This is a genomic window from Microbacterium sp. 16-032, assembly GCF_041079455.1.
In the GTDB taxonomy this organism is placed as follows: Bacteria; Actinomycetota; Actinomycetes; order Actinomycetales; family Microbacteriaceae; genus Microbacterium; species Microbacterium testaceum_A.
Genome location: NZ_JBFYGQ010000005.1, coordinates 242023 through 254898 on the forward strand (window position 1 = coordinate 242023; position 12876 = coordinate 254898).

12 protein-coding genes are annotated in these 12876 nt (G+C 69.7%); 5 read left to right on the plus strand and 7 right to left on the minus strand.

All coding sequences use genetic code 11. From position 1 onward, the window contains the following. Position 1: 1 nt before the first annotated feature. A complete protein-coding gene (locus AB6V31_RS12410) occupies positions 2-3583 on the minus strand; it encodes a choice-of-anchor G family protein (RefSeq protein WP_369365990.1) in 3582 nt (1193 codons plus the stop codon). Between the two features lie 412 nt (positions 3584-3995). Further along, positions 3996-4949: a type I pantothenate kinase gene (gene coaA, locus AB6V31_RS12415; protein ID WP_056226432.1), complete on the minus strand. Its 954-nt coding sequence runs from the start codon at positions 4947-4949 to the stop codon at positions 3996-3998. Between the two features lie 74 nt (positions 4950-5023). Between coaA and AB6V31_RS12420 the strand changes: the two genes are divergently transcribed. After that, the gene (locus AB6V31_RS12420) at positions 5024-5953 is read left to right on the plus strand and encodes a Ppx/GppA phosphatase family protein (protein WP_056226429.1); all 930 of its coding nucleotides are present in this window, start codon (positions 5024-5026) and stop codon (positions 5951-5953) included. A gap of 62 nt (positions 5954-6015) precedes the next feature. Here AB6V31_RS12420 and glmM read toward each other — a convergent pair whose 3' ends face one another. The 4 genes from glmM to AB6V31_RS12440 all read right to left on the minus strand — a co-directional run bounded on the left by glmM (position 6016) and on the right by AB6V31_RS12440 (position 9527). Beyond that, positions 6016-7371, minus strand: coding sequence for a phosphoglucosamine mutase (gene glmM, locus AB6V31_RS12425; protein WP_056226426.1), 1356 nt, complete (start codon positions 7369-7371; stop codon positions 6016-6018). Between the two features lie 14 nt (positions 7372-7385). Beyond that, positions 7386-7847 (minus strand): 30S ribosomal protein S9, encoded by a 462-nt coding sequence (gene rpsI / locus AB6V31_RS12430; protein ID WP_270352606.1) that lies wholly within the window; start codon positions 7845-7847, stop codon positions 7386-7388. A gap of 33 nt (positions 7848-7880) precedes the next feature. Beyond that, positions 7881-8327: a 50S ribosomal protein L13 gene (gene rplM / locus AB6V31_RS12435; RefSeq protein WP_056226423.1), complete on the minus strand. Its 447-nt coding sequence runs from the start codon at positions 8325-8327 to the stop codon at positions 7881-7883. 363 nt (positions 8328-8690) lie between these two features. Next, positions 8691-9527, minus strand: coding sequence for an alpha/beta fold hydrolase (locus AB6V31_RS12440; protein ID WP_369365991.1), 837 nt, complete (start codon positions 9525-9527; stop codon positions 8691-8693). 142 nt (positions 9528-9669) lie between these two features. Here AB6V31_RS12440 and AB6V31_RS12445 point away from each other — a divergent pair, with 142 nt between their 5' ends. Both AB6V31_RS12445 and AB6V31_RS12450 read left to right on the plus strand, forming a co-directional pair. Continuing rightward, positions 9670-10149, plus strand: coding sequence for a PepSY domain-containing protein (locus AB6V31_RS12445; RefSeq protein ID WP_369365992.1), 480 nt, complete (start codon positions 9670-9672; stop codon positions 10147-10149). 162 nt (positions 10150-10311) lie between these two features. After that, positions 10312-11616, plus strand: coding sequence for a hemolysin family protein (locus AB6V31_RS12450; protein ID WP_369365994.1), 1305 nt, complete (start codon positions 10312-10314; stop codon positions 11614-11616). 51 nt (positions 11617-11667) lie between these two features. Here the strand turns inward: AB6V31_RS12450 and AB6V31_RS12455 are convergent, their stop codons facing one another. Further along, the gene (locus AB6V31_RS12455) at positions 11668-11805 is read right to left on the minus strand and encodes a hypothetical protein (RefSeq protein ID WP_369365997.1); all 138 of its coding nucleotides are present in this window, start codon (positions 11803-11805) and stop codon (positions 11668-11670) included. Between the two features lie 113 nt (positions 11806-11918). Between AB6V31_RS12455 and AB6V31_RS12460 the strand changes: the two genes are divergently transcribed. Together AB6V31_RS12460 and AB6V31_RS12465 are read left to right on the plus strand one after the other, a co-directional pair. Then, positions 11919-12395, plus strand: coding sequence for a MarR family winged helix-turn-helix transcriptional regulator (locus AB6V31_RS12460; RefSeq protein ID WP_056226414.1), 477 nt, complete (start codon positions 11919-11921; stop codon positions 12393-12395). A 36-nt stretch (positions 12396-12431) separates the two neighbouring features. Then, the gene (locus tag AB6V31_RS12465) at positions 12432-12851 is read left to right on the plus strand and encodes an organic hydroperoxide resistance protein (protein WP_056226410.1); all 420 of its coding nucleotides are present in this window, start codon (positions 12432-12434) and stop codon (positions 12849-12851) included. Positions 12852-12876: the final 25 nt, after the last annotated feature.

Here is a 12876-nt window from a genome sequence, read left to right on the forward strand (position 1 = left end):
GTCAGCGCTGCTCTCCGCTGGCGCTCCGTCGACGCAGGGTCCACAGAGTCGCACCCGCGAGGATCAGTGCCGCAGCCAGGCCGCCGGCCAGAGGACCGTTGAGGTCCAGACCGGTGGCCGGAAGCGAGGAGCCCCCGCCGGTCCCCGCTGCGGCGGGCTGCGCCGTGACGGTGAAGGCGGTGTTCTCCCGCTCGGTCGGGAGTTCACCCGTGACCGAACCGCGCACCTCGACCCGGTGAGCGCCGAGCTCGAAGTCGGCGCCGACCGCGAAGGTCATGCGCGCCGTACCCGCGCCGTCAGCGATCACGGGCTTGAGCTCGAACGGAGTGGAGTTCACCGTCGCCGAGACCGTCTCGCCGGGCTGGAAGCCCTGGACGACCACGGTCTGGCTGACCCCGGTGCCGCGCACGATCTGCGGCAGCAGCACATCGGCACGCGCCTGCGTGGTGACGTCGCCGTCGGTCGCGTCGGCGTCCGTCGCGTCAGCGTCCGTGGCGTCAGCGTCCACAGCGTCGGCGTCCACAGCGTCAACGTCCACGGCGTCAGCATCGGCTGCGTCGGTGTCCGTCGCGTCAGCATCGGCTGCGTCGGTGTCCGTCGCGTCAGCGTCGGTCGCATCGGCGTCCACAGCGTCGGCGTCCGTGGCGTCAGCGTCCCCGGCGTCTGCGTCGGCTGCGTCGGCATCCATCGCGTCGGCATCCATCGCGTCAGCATCCATCGCGTCGGTGTCCGTTGCGTCCGAGTCGGTCGCATCGGCGTCCACGGCGTCAGCGTCCACAGCGTCGGCGTCTGCGTCCACAGCGTCAGCGTCAGCGTCAGCGTCAGCGTCAGCGTCAGCGTCAGCGTCAGCGTCAGCGTCAGCGTCAGCGTCAGCGTCAGCATCCATCGCGTCAGCGTCCGCCGCGTCAGCATCCATCGCATCAGCGTCCACGGCGTCAGCATCCGCCGCGTCAGCATCCATCGCGTCAGCATCCATCGCGTCCGCATCCATCGCGTCAGAATCCATCGCGTCCGCATCCATCGCGTCAGCATCCATCGCGTCAGCATCCATCGCGTCCGCATCCATCGCGTCCGCGTCCGCGTCGGCGTCAGCCGCGACCGCGGTCACCGAGAACGACGTCGTGTCGACCGAGCCGTCGATGTCCTGGATCGCGGTCACCGTGAAGTCGCCCACCGGAACCTCCGCGAAGGAGACCGACCAGAGGCCGAGTCCCGAGACGGTCGTCGTCTGCGCGCCCAGGGTCGGGATCGAGACGGCGATCTCGGCGCCGGCCTGGCCGGAACCGGTCACGGTCACCGAGCGCGTGGCATCCGGCTCTCCGACCTCGTACTCCGTGCCGGCGATGGGTGCCGTGATGTCGACGGCCTCGGCGAGCACGACGCTGAACGCGACGGTGTCGACCGAGTCGTCGGCATCCTGAGTCGCCGTCGCCGTGTAGTCGGCGATCGACAGACCGTCGAACACCACGTTCCAGGTACCGTCCGGGGCCGCGGTCGTCGTCTCGACGGCGCCGTTGTCGAGCTCGACCGTGACGGTCGCCCCCGGCGAAGCCGTTCCCGAGACGGTCACCGTGGTGACACCCTCAGCAGAGCCGACCGCGATCTCTGTTCCGTCAGCGGGCTCCTCGATCACGACATCGGGCGTCTCGGCGATCGAGAAGTCGACCGTGTCGATAGACCCGTCGAACTCCTGCGTCGCGGTCACCGAGTAATCGCCGATGGGCAGGCCCGGGAACGTCGCCGTCCAGGTTCCCTCCGCGGTCACGGTGACCGTCTGGGGGGAGCCGCCGACCTCGACGTCGACACCCGAACCCGCGTAGCCGGTTCCGGTGACGATCACGTCCGAGGTGTCGTCGGCCCCGGGGACGACGATGATCTGGTCGGGGGTCGGAGCGGTGATGACCACGTCCGGGGCCTCGATGACCGAGAAGTCGACGGCCGCGGTGGTGCCGTCCGCATCCTGAGTCGCGGTGGCCGTGTAGTCGCCGACCGGGAGGTCGGGGAACGTGACCGTCCAGGTGCCCTCGGGGGTGACCGTGGCGTCCTGATCCTCCTGACCGGGGATCGAGACCGTGATCACGGCCTCGGGCTCGCCGGTACCGGAGACGGTCACGTCCGAGACGTCGTCGGCTCCGGGAACGACGAACTCGTCGCCGCTCTCGGGAGCGGTGATCGTCACGTCGGCGTTCTCATCGAGCGCGTTCGGTCCGACGGTGGCGTTCGCCAGTTCGATCGTCGTGGCCGCCGAACCCGGCAGGACCGTCACGATGGCCCCGGTGATCGAAAAGACACCGTCGGCAGCCGTCGACTGGTTGTTGACGGTCACGCTCGCGACGGCGGGAAGCACGGCGCCCAGCGCGGGCGAGAGCAGCGTCGTCACCGGGGTGACGGTCGTGTCGACCGCAGCGCCGACGTTCCCGATCACGGTTTGCACCGGAGCGAGGATCGCGCCCGCCACGACACCGAGGCCGACCGGAAGGGTGATTCCGCCCAGCACCTGGATCCCGGAGGTGTTCCCGTCGAGCAGCTGCCCGATGGTGGTGTTCACGCTGAGGACCGGGATCTGCGGGGTGATCAGGGTCGGCGGGATGACGACCCCGCCGAGGACCGAGAGACCGCGCACGGCGTTCAGGACGGCCGTGTCGATCCGGTCGGTGAGGCCGCTGACGGCGTCGACGACGGCGGCCTGGATGTCGGGCAGTGTCTGCGATCCGAGCAGTTCCGTCCCCGCGGGGAGGCCGTTGAGACCGGCGATCTCGTCGAGGTCGACCGTGATCTCGCCCGTCCCCAGGTCGATCACCACGCCGGGGTAGTCCTCCGAGGTGATCTGGCCGGTCAGGAGACCGCTGATCGCGTCGGTCAGGCTGGTCGTGCCCACCTGCAGGTTCGCCTGCACGCCGAGGAGTCCGAGGGCGCTGCCCACAGCGGTGTCGACCAGACCGTCCACCCCGTCGAGCGAGTTCTGGAGGCCTGCCACCGCGGTGTTCAGCTCCGCGGTCAACGTCGACAGCGTCGCGCTTTCGACGACGAGCTGACCGCCCGCGATCGTGTAGCTGCTCGTCGCGTCGTCGGGAGCGTCCTGCGACGCCCTCGCCGACACGGCGCCCAGGGTCAGGTCCACGGCGGCGATCTCGTCGACGAGCTCAGCGGCCAGGGATCCCGCGAGGGAATCGACCGCGCCGCCCAGACTGATACTCAGCGGGCCGGTCGCCGGGCCGCCGGTGCCGATGACCCCGCCGTCGCCCACGGCGCCCGAGGCCCCGACCGACGAGCCATCGGGATCCGCGCTCGCGTACTGGCCGACGACGCCGAGCGATCCGAAGTCGATGGGAACCTGGATGCCGCCGGGCACGGTGACGTTGATCACGCCGAGGGCCGTGAGGTCGAGCGTGTTCTGGTCGGTTACCGTCGGGACGGACCCGGCGTTGGTGGCGACCGCGCCCTGGATCTGCGCCAGGTCGTCGAGATCGACGAGGCTGAGAATCGACCCGCCCACGAACGTGCCCGAGGCGTTCGACAGGTCACCGGGGGCGGCGTTCGAGGCGGTGACGCCGCCGAACAGGCTGAGAGAGGCGGCCCCCACCGCCGCGGCCGTCTTGACCGATGCCCGTCCGATCCGGGAGCGCGTCCACAGCGCACTCCGACTCCGTGTGGCGGTCCGTCCGGGCGATGCGCCGGACGCCCCCTGATTCGCGCGATCCATAGAAACACTCCTGTACGTGGTGCTCGGGACGCGCGTGTGCAGCGCCCTCTGCGGCCTTTCGACAGCCGTACGGGACATTCAAGGGGGCTCGGAGAACCCTGAGAACACGCTGAGCTACGGGGATCGGTACGGGTCCGCGCTCCCGGTAGTACCGAGGTCGACGGGCATGCGACGGCGCGCGCGAATCGCCCGGATCGACAAGCGGCCGGGCCGAAGCAACCCGCGATCGACGCCGATACCGGTGGCCCTCGGTATACCGACTCACTACCGTGCCCGCACCACGGCGGGCACCTCAGAGCTTGCGGAGCAGGACCGTTTCGACGGTGTGATCCGCACCCTTCTGCAGCACGAGCTTCGCGCGGTGTCGCGTCGGAAGCACGTTCTCTTCGAGGTTCGGGAGGTTGATTTCGCGCCAGTATCCGAGCGCTCGCTCGACGGCCTCTTCATCGCTGATGTCGGCGAAGACGCGGAAGAACGACGTCGGGTTGGTGAAGGCGTTGTCTCGGAGCGCGAGGAACCGGTCCACGTACCACCGCTCGATGTGCGCGGCGTCCGCGTCGACGTAGATCGAGAAGTCGAACAGGTCGCTCACCGCGACCTCGTTCGGAGACGGCGGCGGCTGGAGCACGTTCAGGCCCTCGACGATGACCACGTCCGGCCGATGCACGGTCACGTGCGCGTCCGGCATGATGTCGTATCGCACGTGCGAGTAGAAGGGCGCGCGCGCCTCCTCGGCACCGGACTTCACCTCGCTGAGGAACTCGACGAGCGCCCGCCGGTCATACGACTCGGGGAATCCCTTGCGGTCCATGAGGCCGCGGCGTTCGAGCTCCGCGTTCGGGTAGAGGAAGCCATCGGTGGTGACCAGCTCGACGCGAGGGGTGTCGGGCCAGCGGCTCATCAGCTCGCGCAGCAGTCGCGCGATCGTCGACTTCCCGACGGCCACGGATCCCGCGACCCCGATGACGAAGGGGGTCGTGGCGTCCGGTTCGCCGAGGAAGCTGCTCGTATCGGCGCCGAGGCGGCGCGTGGCGCGGGCGTAGAGGCTCAACAGCCGGCTGAGGGGGAGGTAGACCTCGGCGACTTCGCGCGGATCCAGCCGGTCGCCGATCCCGCGCAACTGGACGATCTCGTTCTCGGTCAGCGGCTGTGTCAGCCCGCCGGCCATGCGAGCCCAGTCGTCGCGGTCGATCTGGCGGTAGGGGCTCAGCGACGGTGCGGGAGCGGTGGTCTCGGCTGCGGACACCCGCTCATGCTACCCGGGGCGCCGCCCTCCCCCGCGGTCGGAGCCGTGCGCACCGCGCCCACTACGCTCGGACCGTGCGCTTGGGAGTCCTCGACATCGGTTCGAACACCGTCCACCTGCTCGTCGCGAACGCCCGAGCGGGAGGGCGCCCCACTGCCACCACCTCGCACCGTTCCGTGCTCCGCCTCATGCGTTATCTGCTGCCGGACGGATCGATTTCGGCGGAGGGTGTGCAGGGACTGGTGGATGCCGTGACCGCCGCGCGCGATCGCGCTCGCGCCGAGGGGGTCGACGAGTTGCTCGCCACCGCGACCTCCGCGGTCCGGGAGGCGACCAACGGCGACGAGGTGATCGCTCTCATCGAGGAGGCGCTCGGACAACCGCTCCAGGTGCTCGGCGGCGAGACCGAGGCACGGTTCACCTACCTCGCGGTCCGGCGCTGGTTCGGGTGGTCCGCGGGGCAGATCCTTCTGTTCGACATCGGTGGGGGATCCCTCGAGATCGCCGGTGGCGCGGACGAACTTCCCGACCTCGCCGAATCGGTCCCGCTGGGAGCGGGGCGGTCCACCGTGCAGTTCCTGCCCCACGATCCTCCGAGCGACGACGAGATCGATGCGCTCCGCCAGCATGCGGCATCCGTCCTCGCTCCTGTCGCCGAGCGATTCGCGGCGCTCCCCCGCCCCGATCACGTGGTGGGGTCGTCGAAGGCGATCCGATCCCTCGCGAAGTTGGCGGGCTACCCCGTGCCGGGGTGGTCGGGGATCGATCGCATGGTGCTCCCGCGCAGAGAGCTGAAGGACTGGATTCCGCGCCTGGCCCGCATCCCCGCCGATGCGCGCGAAGCCCTGCCGGGCATCACCGCCGACCGCACCTTCCAGATCGTGGCCGCGGCGATCGTCGTCGAGCGCGCGATGAAAGCCCTCGACGTCGAGGAGCTCGAGGTGTCGCCCTGGGCCCTGCGCGAGGGCGTCCTGTTGCGCTACATCGAATCGCTCGAGTACTGAGACGACGAAGGCCCAGGGCTCCGATGAACGGAGGACCCTGAGCCTGTCGAAGGGAACGGGACCTACAGCGCCAGACGTTCCCGGACGACGTCGGCGAGCCGGTCGGCGTGCGCGCGTGCGGTGTGTTCGTCGGCCGCTTCGACCATCACGCGAACGAGCGGCTCGGTGCCGGACGCGCGCAACAGCACGCGGCCCGAATCGCCGAGTTCGGCGGTCGAGACGGCCACCGCCTCCTGGACGCCCTCGTCGCTCACCCCGTCGCGGTCGACGCCGCGCACGTTGACGAGCACCTGCGGGTAGACGGTCATGATCGAGGCGAGTTCCGCGAGGGTCTTGCCCTGGCGGGCCATCTCGGCCACCAGGTGGAGGCCGGTCAACAGCCCGTCGCCGGTGGTCGCGAACTCGCTCATGATGACGTGCCCCGACTGCTCGCCGCCGAGGGAGTAGCCACCCTCGTTCATGGCCTCGAGCACGTAGCGGTCGCCGACCCCGGTCTGCAGGACCCGGATGCCATGGTCTTCCATGGCGCGGTGCAGGCCGAGGTTGCTCATCACCGTCGCGACGAGCGTGTCGTCGACGAGCGCACCGCGCTGCTTCATCGCGACCGCGAGGATCGCCATGATCTGGTCGCCGTCGACGATGTTGCCGTGCGCGTCCACGGCGAGGCAGCGGTCGGCGTCGCCGTCGTGGGCGATGCCGACGTCGGCTCCCAGACGGACGACGGCTTCAGCGAGCACGTCGAGGTGCGTGGAGCCCACGCCGTCGTTGATGTTCAGACCGTCGGGCTCGGCCCCGATCACGGTGACCTGGGCACCCGCGTCCTTGAAGGTCTCGGGCGAGACCCCGGCCGCGGCGCCGTGCGCGCAGTCGAGGACGACGTGGAGGCCGTCGAGACGGTGCGGAAGCGACCCGAGGAGGTGCAGCACGTAGCGGTCCTCGGCGTCGGCGAAGCGGCGGATGCGTCCGACGCCCGCGCCGGTCGGCTGCAGGCGCTCCCACTCGAGGGCGCGCTCGATGCGCTGCTCGACGATGTCGGGGAGCTTCGTTCCGCCACGGGCGAAGATCTTGATGCCGTTGTCGGGCGCCGGGTTGTGCGAGGCCGAGACCATCACACCGAAGTCGGCGTCGTGATCGGCGATCAAGAAGGCCGTCGCCGGGGTGGGGATGACGCCGGCGTCGAGGACGTCGACGCCCGAGGAGGCCAGTCCTGCGGCGACCGCGGCCGAGAGGAACTCTCCCGAGACGCGCGGGTCGCGCGCGACGACGGCCGTGAGTCGACGACCCTCGGCCTTTCGCGCCTCCGCAGAACGGCCCTGGCCCAGGACGACAGCAGTCGCCTGGGCCAGGTGCAGCGCAAGTTCGGCGGTGAGGAGGCCGTTGGCCAGCCCCCGCACCCCGTCCGTGCCAAAGAGAGGCATACGGAGGTTCGAACTCAGCGCTTGGAGTACTGAGGCGCCTTGCGGGCCTTCTTGAGACCGGCCTTCTTGCGCTCCTTGACGCGAGCGTCGCGCGAGAGGAAGCCGGCCTTCTTGAGGGTCGGGCGGTTGTTCTCGGCGTCGATCTCGTTGAGCGCGCGGGCGATGCCCAGGCGCAGCGCGCCGGCCTGACCCGAGGGGCCGCCACCGGAGATGCGCGCGATCACGTCGTACGAGCCCGCGAGCTCGAGCACCGTGAACGGGTCGTTGATCAGCTGCTGGTGCAGCTTGTTCGGGAAGTAGTCCTCGATCGTGCGGCCGTTGACCGTGATCGTGCCCGAACCGGGGACGAGACGCACGCGGGCGATGGCCTGCTTGCGACGGCCCACGGCTGCGCCGGGAACCGAGAGCACGGGGCGCTCGGTGGCGACGGCCGACTGCTCGGCCGGCGTCTCGGTGCTGTAGTTGCTGGAGTCGATGTTCGACACTGTTTCGTCCTTATCCGGCGGCGCTTACTGGGCGACCTGGTCGAAGGTGTATGCCGTGGGCTGCTGGGCACCGTGGGGGTGCTCGGCGCCGCGGTACACCTTGAGCTTCTTGAGCTGCGCCGCGCCGAGGCTGTTCTTGGGCAGCATGCCGCGGATGGCCTTCTCGACCGCGCGGACGGGGTTCTTCTCGAGGAGTTCCTCGTAGTTGACCGACTTGAGGCCGCCCGGGTAACCCGAGTGACGGTAGGCCATCTTCTTCTGGAGCTTCTGACCCGTGAGCGCCACCTTTTCGGCGTTGATCACGATGACGAAGTCGCCGGAGTCGATGTGGTTGGCGAAGGTCGCCTTGTGCTTGCCGCGGAGGAGGACCGCCGCGTGCGAGGCCAGACGGCCGAGAACGACGTCGGTGGCGTCGATAACGACCCACTCGCGCGTGACCTCAGCGGCCTTGGGGGTGAAAGTGCGCGTCACAGTAGTGCTGCTTTCTTGATCGAACGGAGGAGTTCGTGAATCCCGCTCCGGTGGTCCGTTCACCGCTTGAGGGCGATGGAACAGGGCCGGTGGAGGGCTCACGTTCGGGTGACCCGCTCGCAGAGAGGCAGGCACCAAAGATCAAGACTACGTCATCCGGATGCCATGACCAAACAGAACCGATCGCGCCCAGTCCACCCCCGGGAGGGCCCCGGAGTGTCACCCAGCGCCTCACCCGCTTGCTCGGACTTCTGCCCCGAACGCCGTGATGCCCCGTCACCGATGAGGCGACGAGGCATCATGGCATCCGCTCATGCCCTCCGCGAGTGCGGGCGAGAGGTGAGGGCGTGAGCGGAGGCGGGTTCAGCGCTTCAGGAAGTCGAGAAGCACGCGATTGAACTCGTCGACGTGGCTGACGTTGACTCCGTGCGGAGCGCCCGCGACGACGTGGAGCTCGCTTCCGGCGATCGCCTCGTGGGTCCGTTTGCCCGAGCCCTCGAAAGGGACCGTCGCGTCGCTGTCGCCGTGGATGACCAGGGTGGGCACCGTCACGTTCGGCATGTCGTCGCGGAAGTCGGTGGTCGCGAACGCCTCCATCGCCTTCAGCGCGGCGTGGTGGTCGGCCTGGTTCGCCAGGCGCTCGGCCTCTGCACGGTCGGCCTCCGAAACCATGAGCTCCCCGTCGACCGAGAAAAAGTCGGTCGTGAACTGGTGGGAGAACGCCTTCTGGTCGTCCTTCAGACCCTGCTTCATCCCGTCAGCGGTCGCGTCGTCGAGCGGCCCCTCCGGGTTGTCGTCGGTCTGGGCCAGGTAGGGCGGAACGGCCGCGGCGAAGACGACGCTGTGCACGCGGTCGGAGCCGTGACGCGTCAGGTAACGAGCGACCTCGCCGCCTCCCATCGAGAACCCGACCAGGGTCGCATCGCGCAGGTCGAGAGCCTCCAGCACCGCCTCGAGGTCGTCGCTGAACGTGTCGTAGTCGTACCCGGTGCGCGGCTTGTCGCTGCGACCGAATCCGCGCCGATCGTAGGTCACGACCCGATATCCGGCACCCTCGAGGGCGGGGACCTGGTGCGCCCACGACTCGCCGGAGAGGGGCCAGCCGTGGATCAGGACGACGGGGCGTCCGGTGCCGCCGGTGTCGTCGACGTGGAGGTCGATGTCGGTCAGAAGTCCGTGGTGTGCAGTGATCTCGCTCATGGACGTCATGATTCGAGTCCCGCCTGAATGTTCGGCACCTGTTGACGGCTTGCGGCTCGCTTGATATGCCCGCGCTACGCACACGTCACGGTCGACGCGCAACACCTCGGGAGGGCGCCCGGCCGCTGACTAGCCTTCCCCCATGGCCCCGAGTCGCATTCCTGCCGCCGCCCTGTTGCTCGCCGCGGTCGCCCTGGTGGCGACCGCCTGCGGTTCCGACACCTCCGGGAGTGCCGCCGCGAACGATCGCGAAGCCGTTCGCGCGATCACGACCGCCGAGTCGACCGCGGGCGGACGAGCCTTCCAGCTCGAGGCGGATGACGGGGCGTGGGAGGTGCACGTGGCATCCGGCGATCGCGAGGTCGAGGTGCGCGTAAGCGCCGACGGAGGTTCGGTGCGTTCCTCCTCGGACGGTCGGGCCCTCGACGCCGAGGATCGCGTGGCGCTCGATGCGGCGAGCACCACCCTCGCCGATGCCGTCCGCATCGCCGCCGCCCAGGGCACGGGCGGCGCCGTCGAGGATGCCGAACTCGAGCGGGACGACGCCACCGCTCGCTGGAGCGTCGACCTCGCGGGCGACGTCACGGTGCGCGTCTCGGCGGCCGACGGCAGTGTGGGCTGAGCAGAATCCGCGCATCCACGCAAGCCCGCCGGCCTCTGCCGGTGGCGAGCGCGGCGCTCATTAAACTCGGCGCATGAAGCACGCCCCCGACGCCGACGGCCACAGTCCACGCGCCCGGGTGACCCCGGGCGACACTCTCTCACCCGCCGGGGCGGTGCGCCGATGAACGACCTCGTCCTCAACATCGTGCTGGTCGTCGTCTTCGTCCTGATCGGCGGGGTGTTCGCGGCCACCGAGATGGCGCTCGTCACCTTGCGCGAGAGCCAGGTGAACGCCCTCGCGGCCCGCGGTCGCCGCGGCCAGAAGGTCGCCGATCTGGCGCGCACCCCCAACACCTTCCTCTCCGCCGTGCAGATCGGCGTGACGGTCGCCGGATTCGCCTCGGCGGCGTACGGGGCCTCCTCCATCGCCCCCTCGGTCACGCCGTTGTTCACCGGTCTCGGTCTCGAGCAGGGGGTCGCCGCCACGGTCGCGACCATCGCCCTCACCCTGGTCATCGCGTACCTGTCTCTGGTTCTCGGCGAACTGGTCCCCAAGCGGCTTGCCATCCAACGCAACGCGGCGTTCGCGTACGCGGTCGCGCCGGTCCTCAACGGCTTCGCCACGCTCATGCGCCCCGTCATCTGGCTGCTGTCGATCTCGACGAACGTGCTCGTGCGCCTCCTCGGGGGCGACCCGAACAAGACCGGCGAGGAGCTCACCGAAGAAGAGCTCCGCGACATCGTGTCCAGTCACGAAGGACTCCCCGCCGACGAGCGGCGCATCCTCGACGACGTCCTCTCGCTCCGTGATCGCCACGTGAGCGAGGTCATGCGGCCCCGCCCCGAAGTGGTGACCCTCGACGCCGGCGGCACGGTCGCCGAGGCCTACGAGCGGGTCCGCGACCTCCCCTTCTCGCGTTACCCGGTCGCGGAGCAGACGATCGACGACGTCGTGGGTTTCGTGCACGTCCGGGACCTGACCGACGATCCCGAACGCGCGCTCAGCGCCGTCATGCGCGAGATCCGGTACATCCCCTCCACCGCCCGCGTCCTCCCGACGCTCACGTCCATGCGCGCGGACGGGAGCCACATCGCTGTCGTCGTCGACGAGTACGGGGGGACGGACGGCATCGTCACCCTCGAAGACCTCGTCGAAGAGGTCGTGGGAGAGATCTTCGACGAGTACGACACGGATGCCGAACAGCCGCTGTCCGAGGGAGAGCACGGCACCGTCGAGGGGCGTTTGAACCTGCAGGACTTCGAGGAGGCGACGGGGGTCCCGCTTCCGCGCGGGGCGTCCGACACCGTGGCCGGCTTCGTGGTCGAGCGGCTCGGCCGCCTGGCCCACGTCGGCGATGTCGTCGAGGTCGAGGGCGCGACACTGAAGGTGAGCGCGGTGGATCGTCGCCGGGTGGCCGAGCTGCTCGTGACCCGGCATCCCGTCGACGAGCCCGCGGAGGAACGCGACGGCTCGACCGCCGACTGATCGCCCGGGGCGGGCCGAGGACGCGAGCTCGTCAGCCCGCACGGGTGGTGGTCAGGCGAGGTCGCCGGCGAGCGGGGCGATCGACCCGCCCAGGTCGAAGTGGTGCCCGTTGATGGCGAACAGATCCCGGTCCCCGTCGGGGAGGAACCCCGGGGGCGCGGCTGCGCTCGCGTCACTGCGGCTGATCATGGGACCCATGCTCCGTCGTGACGGGGCTCGATGTCAGGGCTTGACATCGTCGGTGTGGGGCTGATCCTCACGATTCAGTTGTGCGCAATTGAGTTGTGTGCAATAGTTTTCGCATGCCCGCCGTCGACCAGCTCGTGTGCTTCGCGCTCTACGCCGCCAACCGCACGACCACGCAGGCGTATCGGGCGCTGCTCGAACCGTGGAACCTCACGTACCCGCAGTACATCGCCCTCGTGACGCTCTGGAACGACGGCGATCAGACGGTCGGCAGTCTCGGCGAGGCCCTGCAGCTCGATTCCGGGACCCTCTCCCCCATGCTCGCCCGCATGGAAAGCGCCGGCTATCTGACCCGATCACGTCGCGCCGATGACGAGCGCGTGGTGTCCGTCACGCTCACCGCCCGCGGCACCGAGCTGCGCACCGAACTGGCCCACATCCCCCGGTGCATCGCCGCGGGGTCGGGGATCACCGACGCCGACAGCGCCCGAGAGCTCATCGACGCACTGCACCAGCTCACCGAGGCCATGAAAGGCCTGCGAGACCACCCCGACGAGGTGCGCGACGCCGACGCGGCGCGACACCCGGCCTGACGGCCGCACCCCCATCCGTCCCCAGAAAGGAACACCATGGACGTTCTCTACACCGCCGAAGCCGTCTCCACCGGCCAGGGCCGCCTCGGCCACGTGACCGCCGGCACCTACCTCGACCTCGATGTCGCTCCCCCCAAGGAGCTCGGCGGCTCCGGCGCCGGCACCAACCCCGAGCAGCTCTTCGCCGCGGGATATGCCGCCTGCTTCCACAGCGCGCTGCACTCCGTGGCCCGCGCCCGCAAGGTCGCCATCGCGGACTCGTCCGTGGGTGGCCGCGTCCACATCGGCCCCAATGGCCAGGGCGGCTACCAGCTCGCCGTCCTGCTCGAGGTCGTCCTGCCCGGCATCGAGTCCGAGCTCGCTCAGCAGCTCGCCGACGAGGCGCACCAGGTCTGCCCGTACTCGAACGCGACGCGCGGCAACATCGAGGTCACCGTCACCGTCTCGGAGGACTGACCTCTCCCCGACCCCGGGGCGAGGC